Here is a 16,806-nt window from a genome sequence, read left to right on the forward strand (position 1 = left end):
GTATAAGTCTAGATCAATTGACGGGGCCGATTCCGGTCCGACCGAGTTCACCAGCCCCCTAAAGGGAACCATACCATGGACGAAATGAAATTCAGCCGTCGCCAGAGCCTGGGAATGGCCGGACTTGGCGCCGGGCTTGCCTCGGGCCTCGTCGCCGCGCCCTCGCTGGCGCAGGCCGCGACCGGCGCCAAGGGTCCGAGCCCCAAGACCCCGGCCTTCAAGACGAAGATCGATTTCAAGGATCCGGAGTGGAACCGCGACACTTACGTGCGCATCGACGCCGACATCGATCCCACCAAGGAGAAGGTGGGCTGGCTCAAGGGCAAGGTCTATGGCGTGCGCCCGAATGAGCCGGTGCGCCAGCTCTTCATCAATGAAGGCTTCAGCGTCGTGCGTTCGGTCCGCCAGGAAGACGGCTCCTACCGCCGCCTGCTGCGCGAGATCGTGTTCTACCGCGACATCGAGACCGGCAAGCTGATCGACAAGTGGTACAACCCCGATACCGACGAGACCGTCGATGTGGTGCCGATCGCCAACGATCCGTTCAACTTCACGATCAGCCAGTGGGCGCCCGAGCCGCCGTCGTACGGCGGTCTCAACAAGGACAAGCCCCCGCGCAAGCCCTTCCTGATGGAATGGGAAGAGGGCCCGAACGACACGCTGATCCTGCGTTCGGACATCGACATGATGTACCCCAACGGCCTCACCCCCGACAAGTGGGTGCGCGAGTCCTCGGGCCCGTTCAACCGCGTTTCGGAGCACTTCATCTACACGGTGAACCGCAAGGACGTGGTGAACCCCAAGGTGACGCACATCCAGCACGTGGGTGCCTGGAGCCGCGTGACGCCGTGGCTGCCCTGGATGCTCATGGGTCAGGCCGAGGGCCACATCAACTACTTCAACAACTTCACCACCGCCGAAGACGGCATTGCAGGCCTGCCCGAGGATCTCGTCGCGGCCGCGCGCAACATGGGCGAGAAGTGGCTGCACGCGCCCGAAAGCGATTATGGTCCCTCGCTCTCGAGCATCGAGAACTACATCCACGACCATGAACCCGCGCCGGTGCCCGAAGGTTGGGAGCCGCCCAAGGCACCCGCCGCACCGCAGCCGCTGCAGCGCGGTGGCCAGTAAGGCCTGCGGCCGGACGGCACCGTAAACAGAAGAGGTCGGGAGCTCTGCTTCCGGCCTTTTTTGTTATCCCACAATGCGTTGCGGGCGATAGTTGCAAAAGGAAAGCGGCCCCACCCGCATCCGGGGAGGCCGCTTTCCTTTTGTTAGTACGTGTTCGCCCGGATCAGAAGCCGAGCGCACCCGGGTTCATCAGGCCCTTGGGATCAAGCTCGGTCTTGATCGCGCCGAGCAGCGACTTGGCTTCGGCTGAGAGGCGCTGCTGATAGGGGTAGGCGCGGCCCAGCTGGAAGTGGCCGGCACCGTGCTTCTGGTAGGTCGCAACGATGGCTTCCTTCAGTTCATCGGCCAGCGCGCTGGCTTCGGGGTTCGCGGCGAACTGGGGCTGCTGCGAGAGATATTCCTCGCCCAGCGTGGTCGTGTGGTAGGCCGTGCGGTCCTCGGGCCAGTAGAGCGCGACTTCGTAGAGGAAGCCGGTCGAGCCGACAGGCGAGAACATCGTACCGATCCAGATGCCGAGCTTGTCCATCTTCGCCTGGTAGCTCTTGATGAGCGCCTTGAAGCTCTCGTCGAAGGCAACGACTTCGTCGTGGGCAAGGACACCGTGGATGGGAACCCAGCGCTCGCCGCCGGGGCCAAGCACGTTGAAGAGCGGGGCGAAGGGCACCGAGTGGACGAAGGTCGGGATCGAGTTGGCAATCTCGCGGCCGAGGCCATCGAGCAGGCGACGCAGCTGCTTGGCCTTGAGTGCGGCCTCGTCGTCGTCCGCGCCTTCCACGATGAAGTGGCACATGTAGGCGCCCGCGCGCATCGGGTTCTCACCGGCAAAGGCCATCTTCACGAGCTGGGCGACGCCCTTGAGCTTGTTGGGGGCCTTGCGCAGGATGTCCGCCGCAATCTTGAGGCGCGCGCCCATGCCTTCCTGGCGGCCGATCTGGCCCTGCGAGAGGGCAAGGTCGAGGCCGAAGTGGCTGTCATCCAGGCGTGCGGCGGCGGCCTTGCGCGAGGCGGCGTGGTAGTCGGCAAAGCTGTCGAAGGCGAAGCTCAGGCACTCGAACTTGGGCAGGACGGGGAGCAGCGGCAGGCGAATGCGCGCCTTGATGCCGAACACGCCGCAGTCGCCGGTGAACAGGCCGGTGAGATCGGGGCCATAGAAACGGGTCGCCTTCGAGGAGCTCGTCGAAAGGAGCGCGCCGCTGGCCAGGACCACGTCCATCGAGACCACCGACTGGGCCGAGATGCCGTGAATGGTCGTGCCGTGGCTCAGCGTGTTCTGGCTGACGCTGCCGCCGACCGTCGCCGCGATGCCCGAGAAGGGGCCCCAGAACGGGGTGCGCAGGCCCTTGGCGTCGAGCGCGGTCTTGAGGTTGGCCCAGGTCACGCCCGCGCCGCAGGTCACGATGGCGTTGCGCTCATCGATCTCGATCGTGTCGATCGCGCCGGTGTCGAACAGCACGTGGCCACCTTCCTGGCGCACGTAGCCGTCGGTGTAGGACGCGCCGCCGCCGCGTGGGACCATCGCGATGCCCGCTTCGCCGCACAGCTTGACGGCCTCCTGCAGGAGCTCGACCGTCGCGGGGCGCACCACCGCCAGCGGCTCTGCACCGGTGCGGTAGACGTCGTTGGCGAAGTACGCGAGCTTCTCGCCGGTGCTGATGACGGCATCCGGGCCAAGCGCCTTTTCCAGAGCGCCGATGATCGTCGTGTCGTTTGCCGTGGTTGCCATGCGGTCTCTCTTTGAAGGAACTGGAATTTCGACCAAGGTGCTTGGCCCGCGGGACGCGTGTGGGCGAGGGCGCTATCCCCGTTATCCGTTGTACGATTATCCGATGCGCGGGTAAAACAGGACGAGTTCGGGCCTGTGGAGGATGCTCTGGGCACCTTCCCGGCAAAGGCGGTCCGAGCTTGTGGGCCTGCGGGGAGTCGTACATGAATACTGATGCAGCGAAGTTGCCGGGCCGCCTGGCGACCTCGACAAAGGCCGGGTTCGGCGTGGGGCAGGTGGCGGGCCAGTTGTTCCGCGATGCGCCCTCGCTTCTCCTCATGTTCTATCTGACGAACGTGATGGGCGTAGCCCCTGCGATTGCGGGGACCGCGATCTTCGTACCCAAGGTCTTCTTCAGTCTCGTCTTCGACTTGTGGATCGGCGTGGCCTCGGACCGGCTCGCACCGCGCTTTCCCCGGCGCCGCTGGCTGCTGGTCGGCGGGCTTGCCGCGCCGTTCGCGATGCTGGGCGTGTTCGCTGTCCCCGAGGCCTCGATGACCTTCCAGGTGGCCTGGGTCTTCGTGACCTTCAGCGCTTACATGGCGGTCTATTCGACATTCTCGGTGCCCTACCTCGCGCAGTTCTCGGAGATGTCGTCCGACCCGGCCGAGCGCACTGAGCTCATGGGCTGGAAGCATGCCTTCACCGGTCTTGGCGTCCTCATGTCTTCCTCGGTCGCGCCCATGGCGGTCAACGCGCTGGGCACCGACCGTCCGGCCTATCTCATCACGATGAGCCTGATCGGGGTCATCTGCCTTGTCTGCCTGCTGGTCGCCTGGCGCTTTGCCGCGCGCATTCCCGAACCGGCCGAAGTGGCAACACCGCTTGCCGCACGCGACCTGCCGCGCGCCTTCTCGGACCGCCGTTTCATGATCCTGTGCCTCTCGGCCATCGTCATGACGGTCGCGGCGGGCATCAGCTACGCCAGCTTCCCCTTCTTCGTGAAGTACGCGATGGCGCGTACAGAGCCCCTGCACGACATCGGCGTGATGTCGGCGATCATGGCCTTTGCGGTCATGGGCGGCTCGCCCCTGTGGGTGATGGTTTCCAAGCGTCTCGGCAAGAAGCTGACGTATGTCATCGCCGCGGCAGGCCACGGCCTCGTCACGCTCGTCTGGGGCTACCTGCCCGACGCCCCGATCGAGGTCGCCTATGTTCTGGCGGGGCTCATGGCGGCCTGTAACGCTGGGTGGGGCACCATCGTCCTTTCGCTGCTTTCGGACAGCATTGCCGCCGCGCGGGAAGAGTATGGCGAGAACCGCGCCGGGTCCTACTCGGCGATCTGGTCGATCATCGAGAAGGCGGGCATTGCGCTGGGCGGGACACTGATTGTCGGCCTGATCCTCTCGGCCTTCGGTTTCGACGCGGCGGCGGCCAGCGCGGGCATGCCGCAATCGCCGCGCGCTCTTGCCGGGATCATCGTCAGTTATTCGACGGTGCCCGGCATCGCCAAGCTCGTCGCCGCCGTGATGATCTGGCGCTACGTCCACGAACAACCGTCCAACTCGCAGGGAGGGGCCACGCCCGCGCATGCCTGAAATGAACGAACAGACCGCGCCGCTGGCGCCGCTCAACCTCGCCGTTATCGGTTGCGGGCGCATTTCCGGCGCCCACTTCAACGCGGCGAAGGCCCGTCCCGAAGCGGTGCGCATTGTCGCGACCCATGACATCGATGCCGCGCAGGCGCAGGCGGCTGCCGGGCCTTTTGGAGCGGTGGCGTGCGCCAACTTCGAAGACGTGCTCGCCATGCCTGAGGTGGAGGCGGTGCTCATCGCGACGCCGAATGGCCTCCACGCCGAGCAGTCGATGGCCGCGCTTCAGGCGGGCAAGCACGTGCTGGTCGAGAAGCCTGCTGCGGAGACCGGCGAAGACGCGCTGGCGCTGGCGAACCTGGCGGCCGAGAAGGGCCTCGTCTTCGCCGTGGGCCATACCTTCCGCCATAACGACGCGGTGCGCTACATCGTCGATCACTGGGACGACTTCGGGAAATTCCGCTCGCTTGAGGTATCGTCCTGCGTGTTCTGGGACGGGCCCCAGGCGCCCTGGTGGGCGACGCGGACGCCCGAGGAAGGGCTGATCCTTTCGCTTTTCGCGCCGCACTCGCTCGATTTCGTGCAGCTCATCATGGGCGAGGACGATCCGGTGCGCGTCCATGCCGAGGCCGCGCGCCACCAGTCGGGCTGGCAGGGCGAAGACGAGGCCATGGTGCTGCTGGCCTATCCCGGCCGCCGCCTTGCGAGCGTCCACATCTCCTACAACCAGCCTGCCGTCCTCGATCGTAAGGTCCTGCACTTCGACAAGGGCGTGCTCGAGATCGAGCATGGCGAGATCCTGCGCTGGAACGGCGAGGAACTTGTCCATCCCCCCGAAGGTGTGCTGATCGATCCGCGACGCATGGGCGGGCGCACGCTGGGGCACTACTTCGCCGACCAGCTCTGTGAGATGCACGCCGCCGTACGCGGCAAGCCGCATCGTCTGCCCACGGGACGCGACGCCGCGCGGCTCATTGCGCTGATCGACCGGGTGAAAGCCTCGGCCCGCGCGAACTCGGCGGCGGACGCGATTGATCCACCGCTGGCGGACGCGGCGCAGTGAGGTCGGTTTTTGCGCTTGCCCTTGGGGCAAGTGCTCTCACAGGACCTGTCGGCGCCGCGCCGCCCGAACCCAATGGACACGTGCCCGCCAAGGTCGCGGCGCCTGCCCCGGTATTCCCGCCGCGCGTGGCGGGCAGCGCCTTTGCCGAATGCCGCGATTGTCCCGAGATGGTCGTGGTGCCGCCGGGCAACTTCGTCATGGGATCGAGCGAGGAGGAACGCCGCACCCTGGGCGTTCTTGCCATGTTCGACACCATGGAAGAGCCGCGCCACCCCGTGACCATCGGCTATCGCTATGCCGTCAGTCGCTACGAGGTGACCTTCGCGCAGTGGGACGCCTGCGTCGCCGATGGCGGCTGCAACGGCTACCGGCCGGATGACGCGGGGTGGGGGCGGGGCCGCCGCCCGGTCATCAATGTCAACTTTGCGGATGTGCAGAGCTATGTCGCATGGCTGAGCGCAAAGACCGGCGCGAACTACCGGCTGCTGAGCGAAGCCGAATGGGCCTACGCCGCGCGTGGTGGCACGCAGACCTGGTATCCCTTCGGCAATGCCTTGTCGGCCGACAAGGCCAACGCGGCGCAGGTGCTGGACCGGACAACCCCGGTGGGAAGCTATGCCCCAAATGGTTTCGGCCTGCACGATGTCATCGGCAATGTCGCGGAGTGGACGCAGGATTGCCACCATGACAGCTATGATGGAGCGCCTGATGATGGCTCGGCCTGGCTGACGGGCCCGTGCGAACTGCGCAATGTGCGCGGCGGCGGGTGGAGCCTCCAGGGCTGGAGCGTTCGCGCTGCCCAGCGCATCGGCGACCCACCAGGCGCGCGCAATGACCACTTGGGCTTTCGTGTTGCGCGCGAGATGCCGCAGGACTGAGGCCCCCATATCCCGATACCGGAAAGCCCGGTGCGATCACGCGGATCGAACCGGGCTTTTTCGTGGCAGGCGCGCGAGGAGTCTTTGCACGTGGAAGGGCCCGGAAGCGTAACGCTTCCGGGCCCTTTTCTATGTCATCTCGGCTCGTTGGAGCCGATTTCCGATTAGATCAGAACTTGATCTTCGCCTGGAGACCTGCGGTGCGCAGGTCGTTGAGGCCCAGCATCAGCGCCGAGAAGGTGCCGGTGTACTGGAAGTTCGGCGTGAAGACGTAGTTGTCCGAGACCGAGATCGGGGTGTGGTTGTTGAAGATGTTGTTCACGAACGCTTCGAGCGAGATGTTGCCGTGGCTGATCCCGGCGCGCGCGTTGAACAGGTGCAGGTCGGGAAGACGTGCCAGGTTGGCTTCGTTCGACCACACGCCCGACTTGAAGTTCCAGTCGCCACGGACGAACCAGCGGCCATCGTCCCAGCCCTGGATCTCGTCGCCGATCGTGACGCCCACGTTCGCCGAGTACTTCGAGGTGTTCTTCAGGTCGTTGCCACGGAAGCTCATCGGACCGGTAAGAGCGGTGACCGTCGGGCTCACGAACTGCTTGATGTCGCTCTCGTTGTACGACGCGGCCGCATCGATGGTGATGAGGTCGATCGGACGCCAGGTGACATCGGCTTCGATGCCGTAGAGGTCGACCGAACCCGCATTGCGCGCGGTGTTCACGAACGAGTAGCCGGTCTCCTGCGTGGTGTCGGGAACGACGATCTGGACCGAGTTGATCTGGTCACGCCACTGCGCATAGTACGCGGCCACGGTGTAGCGGAACGAACCGTCGATGGTGCGACCCTTGAGACCCACTTCGTAGTTCGTGACCTTTTCGGGGCTGATCGCGAGCTCGCCGCCCAGTTCGGCCGCGGCCACCTGGACTTCGTAGCTGTTGTTCAGGATCGAGGTGTTGAACTGCGCCGGGTTCACGCCCTTCGCCCACGATGCATAGACCATCATCTCGGGCGTGATTTCCCAGTTGACGATGATGCGCGGGGTGAAGTTCTTGTACTTCGAGGACGCCAGCTTCTCGCCCGAGGCGTAAGTGCCGGCTTCGAGGTACGGGCTCTCGCCGATGGTCAGGCCGCGCTGGCCGGCATAGGCCGACAGGTCGTCGATCTGGTAACGGCCTTCACCGCTGATCGAGAGGGTGTCGGTGAGGTCGTAGGTCAGGCCGAAGAAGAAGCCGAGCGTCTGCGAACGGCTGAGGCCGCCGCCGTTGTTGACCGCTGCGGTAAGCTGGCCCGAACCGCCGCCCAGACCCTGGTAGAGGTCCGACTGCAGATAGCTGACGCCCGCCACGCCGTGGAAGCGATCGCTCTCGTAAGCCAGGCGGCCTTCCAGCGACCAGTCCTTGACGTTGCGTTCGATCAGGTAGGGGTAGTCGAAGTAGCCCGCGCCATAGTTTCGCTCCGGATCGAACGAAGCGTTGGTGTAGCCGCTGGTATCATAGCCATCGAGGTCGATGAGCGTGGACCAGGTCTCGTGGTTCCAGCCACCCAGCACCGTGGCGGTCAGGTTGCTGGTGACGTCCCAGTCCATCGTGCCGTGGAAGTGCTTGGTGCGGCGACGCAGGCCATAGCCCTGGACGCCGTCTTCGGGATCGACCACGCGGCCCGTGGCGATGCCCAGGTACTGGCGGATGCGGTCGTTGTCTTCGACGTTGGCGGTGATCGGATTGGCGATGCCGGGGATCGCGCCGAAGAAATAGGGGTTGCCGTTGGCCGTCGTGCCGTTCGACTGGCCGATCAGGTAGGGGGTGCTGTAGGCGTTGAGGCGGGTCTGGGCGGCCGGGCCGTCCTTGTCTTCGCTCATCATGCCGAACAGCTTGATGGTGACGTCGGTCGAGGGCGTGATCGCGAGCATGGCCGAGCCGATCACGGTCGACTGGTCGCCCAGCGTCGTGCCGTTCTGGTTCTGGTAGGAGCCGCCCTTCGAGTACTTCTCGCCCGTGACGCGGAAGCTGATGAGGTCTTCGATGATCGGGCCTTCGACCGAGCCGCGCAGGCGCCAGTTGTCGCGCGTGCCGATCATGCCGAGCACTTCGCCGCCCCAGTAGTTGCTGGGCTGCTTGGTCACGACGTTGATGGCACCGGCAAAGGTGTTACGGCCGAAGTAGGCACTCTGCGGACCCTTCATGATCTCGATGCGCTCGGGGTTCGAGACAGCGTTGATCTGCGAGGGCGAGGAGACCGCGACACCATCGATGAAGGTCGAGGTGGTGGTGGCCAGCGTCGTCGAGGGGGTGAAGCCGCGCAGCACGACCTGCTGGAACGAACGGTCGGCGTGGCCCGAGGACGAGTTGTTGATGTTGATGCCCGGGGTGGCTTCGGCCACGTCGTCCATCGAGACGATGCCGCGCACGTCGAGCTCTTCCGAGGTCATCGCGGCGACGGTCACGGGGGTCTTCAGAATGTCTTCACCGGTCTTGCGCGCAGTGACGACGATTTCGCCGGGCATGGAAGCCGGAGCGGCCTCCTGGGCGAAGGCAGGCGCTGCGTAGAGCAGGCTGCCCGCAACGGCGAGCGTCGACAGCGTCGATGCGAGCCGCATGGTGTTTGCAGTACGATTCATAGAAGACCCCTCAATAATAGATCTTGGTGCGCCCCATGGGGAGGCGATTGAAGTAATGGTCCCGGTATCCAGCGACCGGGATGCAGTTTTTCGCTAACCGAAGGGAGACGAATGCACGCGCATACGCCTCGATAGTCCCTGAACTCTCAGCATCCGGTTTTCGGGTGATCTTGTGTTCTCTTGTGCATACCGGCCTCTCTTTGGGAGGCCTCTACGCTTCGGGTGTTTTACCTATGCGTCGTATGCAGTGGAGAGATTGGCGGCGACCTTGGTTAGATGGTTGTCAATTCTGTTTGCTATTCGCCTGTCGGATGGTTGGACGTCTGTCAGGCAATATAATTTCGTACACTTATCAAGATTCTGCTGCGCGAGCGAGTTGGCGCAGCGTCCTCTTTGTGGACGGTCCTGGCGCCATACCGGCGTTCTCGCGTGCAAAGACCTGCGTACCGCTCCCGGCCGAACTGCGCGCAGTTGGCAGGCCGTCGAGGCACCAGGTCTGTCGGGTTCGTGCCCTCCAGAAAATCGCACGCCCACAACCGCCTCCGAGGCCGCCTCGAGGTGCGGCAGCGGGCTCGCCCAATCACTCCTGCGTACGGCAGCGTCAGGTGTCGCGCCGGTGCTGTGGTGATTGCGAGAGCAGGCGGGGGGCGTGCTGTGCATGGCCATACAGGTATTCGACCTTGGCTTCGTGCCATCGCGTATCGGCATCTCTATCCGACAGGTGGTGATGGCGGCGTGGATCAGGTGGTCGATCCGGAAACTGCGTCAGGCTCTGGCCCATGATTTCTTGCGACAATGGATTTCAGGAAGCCCTGGGGCTTGTGAGCGATGCCTCGGCAAGCGCGGCGCGATTCTGCGCTGCGACGGGCTATATCAAGGCATTTGAGGGCATTGCCTCACCGCATGTTGTGCAATTCCTGGGGTTAGATCCCACCATCTCGGGCCATGAAGTGCTCGTCCGGCACCCGGATTCGGAGCGGGGAGCCGTGCGCTTCCTGTCTCTTGATGGCCCGCTGCCACCTCTTGATCGCGACGGAGCGCAAGCCTGGGACCACGGCGGAATTTTCGACGTCAATATCCGCGCCTTCGATGATCTCGATGCGGTACATGCCGCTTTTGGAGCGCAGGGGTTCCAGTGTCCGGCCCCGGTCACGGACTGGGACTTCGGTGCGCTGGCGGTTCGTGAAGTGGTTGAGCGGGATGCGGACGGGATCTGTGTCGCGGCCATGCAAAGGGTGCATCCTCCCCTCGAAGGTTATGCCGGCATTGGCGGGGCAACGTCCTGGGTCTTCAATTCCACTCAGATTGTTCCCGATTTCGAGGCGGCACGGCATCTTTTCGTCGAGGCGTTGGGGTGGCTGCCGGTCCAGGAAACGCAAGGCTTTGCGGCCGGGGAGGACGGCGCGAACTGCATGGGCTTTCCGCCGGGTCTGGCTCCGAAGATTCCGATGAAGATCGGCATCTATCATCCCCATGGGCGCATGGAGGGCTCGGTCGAGGTGATCGCGTTCGACTGCGGTGGGCGGAACTTTGGCGGCGTCACCCGGCCCGGCAGGGGCTGGGCGGCGCTGCGCTTTGCGGTCACGGATGTCGATGCGATGGCGGCCCGCCTGGCGGGGACAGGCTGTACGCTATCGCCGCCCGTATCGCTTGAGTGGCAGCCCTATGGGCCGATGCGCGCTCTTGCGTGCATGACCCCGTGGGGCGCCCGGTTCGAATTCTTCCAGGCGGCCTGAGCGCGTTTCGCCGAGGCCGCCTGGAGAGCTGGATCAGGCCGACTTCAGGCCTTCGAGATAGGTAATGGTTTCCTCTTCGCTGACGACATCGGCGTACTTCGCGTTCATGTCGAAGAGGTTGGCATCGTGGGGGCCTGCGTGGCGGTCCCCGCAGGCTTCGGCGACGACGGCCGTGCGGAAGCCGTGGCTCATCGAATCGACGCAGCTCGCGCGCACGCAGCCCGACGTCGTAAGGCCGGTCAGGATCACGCTGTCGCAGCCCGCGGCCGTCAGGGTCGAAGCGAGCGAGGTTCCGAAGAACGCACTCGGGTACTGCTTGGAGACGATCAGTTCGTCCTCGAAGGGCTCGAGGCCCGGACCCCATGCGCCCATCGGGTTGCCTTGCGTGAAGTTCTGGAGCGGCATTGCCTTTTCGAAGAAGCGCCCGCCGTTGAAGCCCGAGGGGTGGTAGACGACGTTCGTGAGAATGACCGGTATACCGGCTTCACGCGCGGCGGCGCGCACGCGCAGGGCCGAGGCGATCGCGTCCTCGACTTCGGAGTAGAGCATGTTGCCCGGTTCGAAGTAGGCCTGACAGAAGTCGATCAGCAGGAGCGCGGGGCGCTTCCCGAAGCCGACCTTGTTGTCATAGGCCTTCTTGTAGTTGGCGAGGAGGTCTTCGTCGCTGCTCATGGGGGCAATCCTTGTTCTGTTCGGGGCTTTGGCGCGGGACCGGTCGAGCGGAGCCGCGCTGGCCTCGTGGGCGTATCGGGAGAGGGCGGGAAGGCAAGTGGCAAGCGCCTGCGCTTCCGCAGGACGGTCAGGACTGGGGCGCCACGTCGGGCTCGGCTTCGCTCGTCGTCGGCAGGATCGGGGTTCCGGCCTCGACGTAGGCGGCGACCAGCTGGGCAAAGCGGTCAGGAACCTCCAGCGGCGGGTAGTGGCCAACATCGGGCATCAGCACGCGTGAGATCTGCGCGTTCTTGAGGTAGCGCGAGATCGCGTCCGCGGCCGATTCCGGCAGCAGCGGGTCGGCCGTACCCCAGATCAGGAGCGTGGGCGTCTTGACCTTGGCCATCTCGATGGCGGCCTGCTTGCCATCCCCGATGCGGGCGATGAGGCCGACGAGGTGCTTTTCCGGAAAGCGGCGGTAGAAGTCGAAATATTCCTTCTTCGTCTGCTCGGAAATGCGCGCGCCATCACCGGCGAAGTAGGTCAGGAAAAGATCCCAGAACTCGGGTCCTCGCCAACCGGTTTTCTGCGCCTTGGCAACGGCGTCGAGGAATTCCTGCGACATCTTGAGGCCGCTTGTGTCGACCGGATCGGACGGTGTGTTCGAAAGGATCAGGCGCTCGACCATGTCCGGGCGGCGCGCGGCAAGGTACATGCCCATGGTGCCGCCGCTGGAGACGCCCACATAGGTGACCTTGGTGATGCCCAGGTGATCGAGCACGCCAATCGGGATGTCGGTGGGCTGCAACGTTTCAAGCGATGTGTCGGTAGGGCCATCGGACAGGCCATAGCTCGGCAGGTCGATGCGCACGATGCGGTAGCGGTCCTTCAGGAGCTCGGTCTCGCGGTCATAGGTGCGCATCGAGCTTTCCGAACCGTGCACCATCAGGAGGACCGGCGCATCGCGCGGGCCCTCATCCTTGTAGTGGATGGTGAGGTCGCCGATCTTCACATAGCGGCTTTGCGCATCGCCATACATGTTGCGCAGTTCCTTGACCTTCAGGAAGGGGTACTTCGAGAGGTCCTTGGGTGCCGAGGTGATCTGGGCGGTGGCGGGCGTCGCGGCAAGGCCAGCGCCTGCCACCGAGCAGGCGAGCGCAACGAGAAGGGAGAGCTTGCGGGAAATACGCGGCATCGTGGGAGCTTCCTCGGCTTGTCGACGGGATTTCGTATCCCGGCATGCCTATCGTGGGGGCCCTGCGCAACGCACGATCTCGAAAACTTATCCGACAGGTGGTGAGCCAATGGACGTCCTTTCGAGCCGGGTCCGAGCGCAGTAGGAAGGAGCCCATGGTGGCGCCCGCCTGCATCTGCGTACCGTGCGCCGAGACAGACAAGGAGTATGGGGTTCTCATGGGATTTGATCGCCGCAAGTTCACGCTGGGGGCCTCGGCCCTGGGCCTTGGCGCCATGACCGGTGCGCGGTTCGCGCAGGCGGCCCCGACCATGAATGCCTCCTCTTCGGCCGGACAGCCCGACGTGCTGATCCTGGGGGCGGGCATCTCGGGCCTCCACTCAGCACATCTGCTTGAGGAAATGGGCATGAAGGTGACCATCCTCGAAGCACGCGATCGCGTGGGCGGTCGTATCCTCACCCTGATGGACCAGCCCGGTTACCCGGAGATGGGCTTCAACTCGATGGCGGCAGGCTACGGCCGCGGCATCGATGCGGCCCAGCGCGCAGGCGTCGAACTGCAGGAAGTCGGCGCGCGCTACCGCATCGGTCCGCCTTCGCTTCTCTACATCGGCGATACCCCGCTGACCCGCGAGGAATGGGCCCGTTTCCCGGGCAATCCCTTCCCCGAGCAGTACAAGAGCGTGATGCCGGGTGAACTCGTCGGCATGCTCGTGGCGCAGAACGGCAGGCTGGACGACTGGACGCGCTGGAGCGATCCGGCGAACGCCGCGCTCGACGTTTCGCTGCACGAATTTCTCAAGGGGCAGGGGCTCTCGGACGCGGCGATCCACCTCGCGAACGATCTGGCGCCGTACTATGGCGTCAATGCCTACGGCACGTCTTCGCTGATGATGGAATTCAACGACGGCTTCATCAAGACGATGATGGCGGCCGGCATGGAATCGCTGGCGGTCAAGGGCGGCAACCAGAAGCTTCCGATCGCGCTTGCCGAGCAGATCAAGGGCGACATCCTGCTGGGCCGCGAGGTTCTCGGCATCGTCCAGGAAGAGGCGGGCACCACGGTCTTCTGCGCCGATGGCTCGCGCTTTACCGCGCCCAAGGTCATCTGTTCGCTGCCGCTTTCGGCTCTGCGCAACGTCAAGATCTCCCCAGCGCTCAACGGCGTGCAGGCCGAAGCCGTCGCGCAGCTGGGCTACCAGCCCATCTCGATGGCCTTCATCACCGCTGAGAGCCCGTTCTGGGAAGAGACGGCCTGGCGCCGGGCATGTGGACCGATGGTCTCCTTGGCAATGTCATGCCCCAGCGCTACGGCGAGGACCCCAACGAGATCACCGGTTTCATCGTTCAGGCACGCGGCAACCTTGCGCTCTACTGGGATCGCATGGACCCTGAGGCAGTCAAGCAGATGATCGTCAGGCGCATCGAGGAACTGCGCCCTGCCGCGAAGGGCAAGGTCAAGGCGCACAGCTATTTCTCGTGGGCCAAGGAGCGCTTCAACGGCGGCGATGTCTCGTACCTTGCGCCGGGCCAGTCAACCTGGGTCGCCGACATGGCGCAGCCTGCGGGCAACATGCACTTCTGTGGTGAACACCTCGCCACGAGCGCGCGCGGCCTTGAAGGCGCGATGGAAAGTGCCGAAAGGGCGGTGCTCGAAGTTCTCGGAGTCTGACAGGCAGGCGATCACGCCTATCCGTAAGTCGGACATTCGTTCGGAAAGAGTGGGGGAGGGACCCTGAAATATGGTCCCTGTCCCTCAACACGTTGCAAGTGAGATTAGCCCCATGGAATATGATTACGTCCCCCTTCCGCAGCGCAAGCCACTCAAGTGGCCCAACGGCGCGCGCGTGGCCCTGATCCTGACGTTCAATCTGGAAACCTGGGATCTCACCAAGGACACCGACAAGCCCTACTACGCAGGCGGTCCGGCGATCCTTCCCGACATCCTGCCGGGCAACACGCCCGACTTCCCCAACTTCTCCTGGCGTGAATACGGCCAGCGCGTCGGCATCTGGCGCCTGTTCGACCTGTTCGACGAACTGGGCGTTCCGGCCAGCTGCACCACCAACGCCGTCACCTTCGAGCGCCGCAAGGCGATGACCGACGCCGTTCTCGAGCGTGGCTGGGAACTCCTCACCCACAACTGGGAGCAGGGCGAGCTTCTCACCAACTTCGCCCACGATCCCGAGACCGAGCGCGACATCATCATGCGCAGCCTCGCCCAGTTCGAGAAGTACACCGGCCGCAAGTCCAAGGGCTGGCTGTCCTCCTCGCTGCGCGGCACGCTGCAGACCGCCGACATTCTCGCCGAGCAGGGCTGCACGTTCTACTGCGACATCATGAACGATGATCAGCCCTACCTGCTGCGCACGCCCAACGGTCCGATCGTCTCGGTTCCCTACTCGAACGAGATCAACGACTTCACCTTCATCACGCGCAAGAACTTCACCACCGACCAGTACCGCGATGCGCTCATCGAGGAACTCGACGTGCTCTACGCCGAAGGTGAGAAGACCGGCCGCATCATGAACCTGGGCCTGCACCCGCATGTTTCGGGCCGCGCCCACCGCGTGCGCGCGCTGCGCGAATTCATCGAGCACGCCAAGTCGCTTCCGGGCGTTTGGTGGGCCACCCGTGAGGAAATCGCCGCGTGGTATCTCGAAAATCACGAGAGCCACATCCCCGGCCAGCTGGAAGGGTAAGAAGACCCATGAGCCGTCCTGAGAAGATCCTGATTGTCGGCGGTGGTATCGCCGGCATGACCGCGGCCGCCGCGATTGCCCAGCAGGGCTTCGCGGTGACGCTGCTCGAAAGCGCGCCCGAGTTCGGTGAAATCGGTGCGGGCGTGACGCTTTCGCCCAACGCCATGAAGGGCCTCGATTTCATCGGGGCCTGCGAGGCGGCGACCAAGGCCGGTGTCGAACCGGCTCGCCAGCGCATCCAGCACTGGGAAGACGGGCGCACGCTCGTCGAGAAGGACCGCACCGGCCAGATGGACAAGTACGGCGCGCCGTACATCACCATCCACCGTGCGGATCTGCACGAGGTGCTGACGGAAGCGGCGCGCTCGTCGGGTGTCGACCTGCGCTGCGCCTCGCCCGTTGTCTCGAGCGAGGGCACGACCGTGACGCTGGCCGATGGCAGCACCGTTTCGGGGGATCTTCTCATCGGGGCGGACGGCGTCAAGTCGGTGATCCGTGAGCGCTTTGATCCCAAGGAGCCGCACTTCACCGGCCACGTCGCCTGGCGCACGCTGGTGCCCGTGACCGAGGACATCAAGGACCTCTCGGACTTCCCGGGTATCATCATTGGCCCGGGCGCGATGATCACGCGCTACAACATCCGCAACTACGAAGCGATGAACCTCGTGTTCTTCGCCCGCCAGGAAGGCTGGACGGATGATGGCTGGACGACGCCTGTCGATCCGGAAGAAATCCGCAAGGTCTACCAGGCTGGTGCGGCGACGCGCAGCGCCTGATCGATGCGGCTTGCCAGCAGCCGATGTACAAGTGGGCGCTCAACGCGCGCACCGCGCTCGACAGCTGGATCATCGACGACAACGTCACCCTGATCGGCGATGCGGCCCACGCCATGACGCCGTTCCTCGGCCACGGCGCGGCTTGCGGCATCGAGGATGCGGTTGTTCTCGCACGCGCGCTCAAGGCATCGGACACCATTGCCGAAGGCCTCAAGCGCTACCAGGATGCGCGCCATGAACGCGCCACCTTCATCCAGGGCGAATCGAACAACAACGCGGATCGCATGCAGGGCCAGGATACCTCGCTGTTCGGCCTTGGTGAGATGAAGGACGAGGAATCGCTCGGCCTGTTCGAGTACGATCCGCGCACGGTGGAGGTCTGATGACCCAGGCAACCCGTTTCGATGGTCACGCCATTGCGCCTGAAACCGAGGCTTTCCTCGGCCAGACCCACAAGCTGCTGATCGGCGGCGAGTGGGTCGAGGGCAGCGGTGAGATGGAGACGCTGGACCCGGCCACGGGTCTGGCGCTCACCACCTTCCAGACCGGCGGCAAGGCCGAGGTCGACAAGGCGGTTGCTGCCGCGCGCAAGGCGTTCGACGGCACCTGGGGCCGAATGACGGTCGCCGCGCGCACCGCGATCCTGCACAAGCTGGCCCGGATCATGGAGGAGAACGCGACGCTCCTCACCGAGCTCGACATTCTCGACAACGGCATGCCGCGCTTCATCGCCGGGCTGACCACCTCGAACGTGGTCGAGATGATC

15 protein-coding genes are annotated in these 16,806 nt (G+C 64.6%); 11 read left to right on the plus strand and 4 right to left on the minus strand.

What is annotated here, in order from left to right; genetic code table 11:
- The first annotated feature begins 75 nt into the window (after window positions 1-75).
- Window positions 76-1,131 carry a DUF1838 family protein gene (locus MBENS4_RS18465; protein WP_039393546.1) on the plus strand — a complete coding sequence of 352 codons (1,056 nt, stop codon included), beginning with the start codon at window positions 76-78 and terminating at the stop codon, window positions 1,129-1,131.
- A 163-nt stretch (window positions 1,132-1,294) separates the two neighbouring features.
- On the opposite strand, the gene MBENS4_RS18470 is transcribed toward MBENS4_RS18465, so the two are convergent.
- The gene (locus MBENS4_RS18470) at window positions 1,295-2,854 is read right to left on the minus strand and encodes an FAD-binding oxidoreductase (RefSeq protein ID WP_039393549.1); all 1,560 of its coding nucleotides are present in this window, start codon (window positions 2,852-2,854) and stop codon (window positions 1,295-1,297) included.
- 203 nt (window positions 2,855-3,057) lie between these two features.
- Between MBENS4_RS18470 and MBENS4_RS18475 the strand changes: the two genes are divergently transcribed.
- From MBENS4_RS18475 to MBENS4_RS18485, 3 genes are read left to right on the plus strand one after another with little or no spacing between them, the layout of a single operon-like run.
- Window positions 3,058-4,431, plus strand: coding sequence for an MFS transporter (locus MBENS4_RS18475; protein WP_084592233.1), 1,374 nt, complete (start codon window positions 3,058-3,060; stop codon window positions 4,429-4,431).
- Window positions 4,424-5,488 carry a Gfo/Idh/MocA family protein gene (locus tag MBENS4_RS18480; protein ID WP_039393553.1) on the plus strand — a complete coding sequence of 355 codons (1,065 nt, stop codon included), beginning with the start codon at window positions 4,424-4,426 and terminating at the stop codon, window positions 5,486-5,488. The genes MBENS4_RS18475 and MBENS4_RS18480 overlap by 8 nt, the downstream gene beginning before the upstream one ends.
- Window positions 5,485-6,366 (plus strand): formylglycine-generating enzyme family protein, encoded by an 882-nt coding sequence (locus MBENS4_RS18485; protein WP_242405011.1) that lies wholly within the window; start codon window positions 5,485-5,487, stop codon window positions 6,364-6,366. Before MBENS4_RS18480 ends, MBENS4_RS18485 begins: the two co-directional genes overlap by 4 nt.
- 169 nt (window positions 6,367-6,535) lie before the next feature.
- Here MBENS4_RS18485 and MBENS4_RS18490 read toward each other — a convergent pair whose 3' ends face one another.
- Window positions 6,536-8,980: a TonB-dependent receptor gene (locus tag MBENS4_RS18490; protein ID WP_039393555.1), complete on the minus strand. Its 2,445-nt coding sequence runs from the start codon at window positions 8,978-8,980 to the stop codon at window positions 6,536-6,538.
- Between the two features lie 779 nt (window positions 8,981-9,759).
- Between MBENS4_RS18490 and MBENS4_RS18495 the strand changes: the two genes are divergently transcribed.
- Window positions 9,760-10,716: a glyoxalase/bleomycin resistance/dioxygenase family protein gene (locus MBENS4_RS18495; RefSeq protein WP_039393557.1), complete on the plus strand. Its 957-nt coding sequence runs from the start codon at window positions 9,760-9,762 to the stop codon at window positions 10,714-10,716.
- 33 nt (window positions 10,717-10,749) lie between these two features.
- On the opposite strand, the gene MBENS4_RS18500 is transcribed toward MBENS4_RS18495, so the two are convergent.
- Window positions 10,750-11,388 (minus strand): isochorismatase family protein, encoded by a 639-nt coding sequence (locus MBENS4_RS18500; protein WP_039393559.1) that lies wholly within the window; start codon window positions 11,386-11,388, stop codon window positions 10,750-10,752.
- 127 nt (window positions 11,389-11,515) lie between these two features.
- Window positions 11,516-12,562, minus strand: coding sequence for an alpha/beta fold hydrolase (locus MBENS4_RS18505; protein WP_084592234.1), 1,047 nt, complete (start codon window positions 12,560-12,562; stop codon window positions 11,516-11,518).
- Between the two features lie 218 nt (window positions 12,563-12,780).
- Between MBENS4_RS18505 and MBENS4_RS18510 the strand changes: the two genes are divergently transcribed.
- The 6 genes from MBENS4_RS18510 to MBENS4_RS18525 form a co-directional block, all read left to right on the plus strand.
- Complete coding sequence (locus tag MBENS4_RS18510; protein ID WP_255352680.1) at window positions 12,781-13,974, plus strand: flavin monoamine oxidase family protein; 1,194 nt, start codon at window positions 12,781-12,783, stop codon at window positions 13,972-13,974.
- A complete protein-coding gene (locus MBENS4_RS27245) occupies window positions 13,971-14,234 on the plus strand; it encodes an FAD-dependent oxidoreductase (protein ID WP_255352681.1) in 264 nt (87 codons plus the stop codon). The genes MBENS4_RS18510 and MBENS4_RS27245 overlap by 4 nt, the downstream gene beginning before the upstream one ends.
- A 112-nt stretch (window positions 14,235-14,346) precedes the next feature.
- Window positions 14,347-15,264 (plus strand): polysaccharide deacetylase, encoded by a 918-nt coding sequence (locus MBENS4_RS18515; RefSeq protein WP_039393561.1) that lies wholly within the window; start codon window positions 14,347-14,349, stop codon window positions 15,262-15,264.
- A gap of 8 nt (window positions 15,265-15,272) precedes the next feature.
- Entirely contained in the window at window positions 15,273-16,040 is a 768-nt protein-coding gene (locus MBENS4_RS18520; RefSeq protein ID WP_199904432.1) for an FAD-dependent monooxygenase, read from the plus strand.
- 23 nt (window positions 16,041-16,063) lie between these two features.
- Complete coding sequence (locus tag MBENS4_RS27310; protein WP_199904433.1) at window positions 16,064-16,423, plus strand: FAD-dependent oxidoreductase; 360 nt, start codon at window positions 16,064-16,066, stop codon at window positions 16,421-16,423.
- The coding region (locus tag MBENS4_RS18525; RefSeq protein WP_039393563.1) for an aldehyde dehydrogenase family protein at window positions 16,423-16,806 on the plus strand (384 nt) is incomplete at its 3' end. The genes MBENS4_RS27310 and MBENS4_RS18525, both read left to right, overlap by 1 nt.

Origin of the sequence: Novosphingobium sp. MBES04 (assembly GCF_000813185.1) — a bacterium.
Lineage (GTDB): Bacteria > Pseudomonadota > Alphaproteobacteria > Sphingomonadales > Sphingomonadaceae > Novosphingobium > Novosphingobium decolorationis.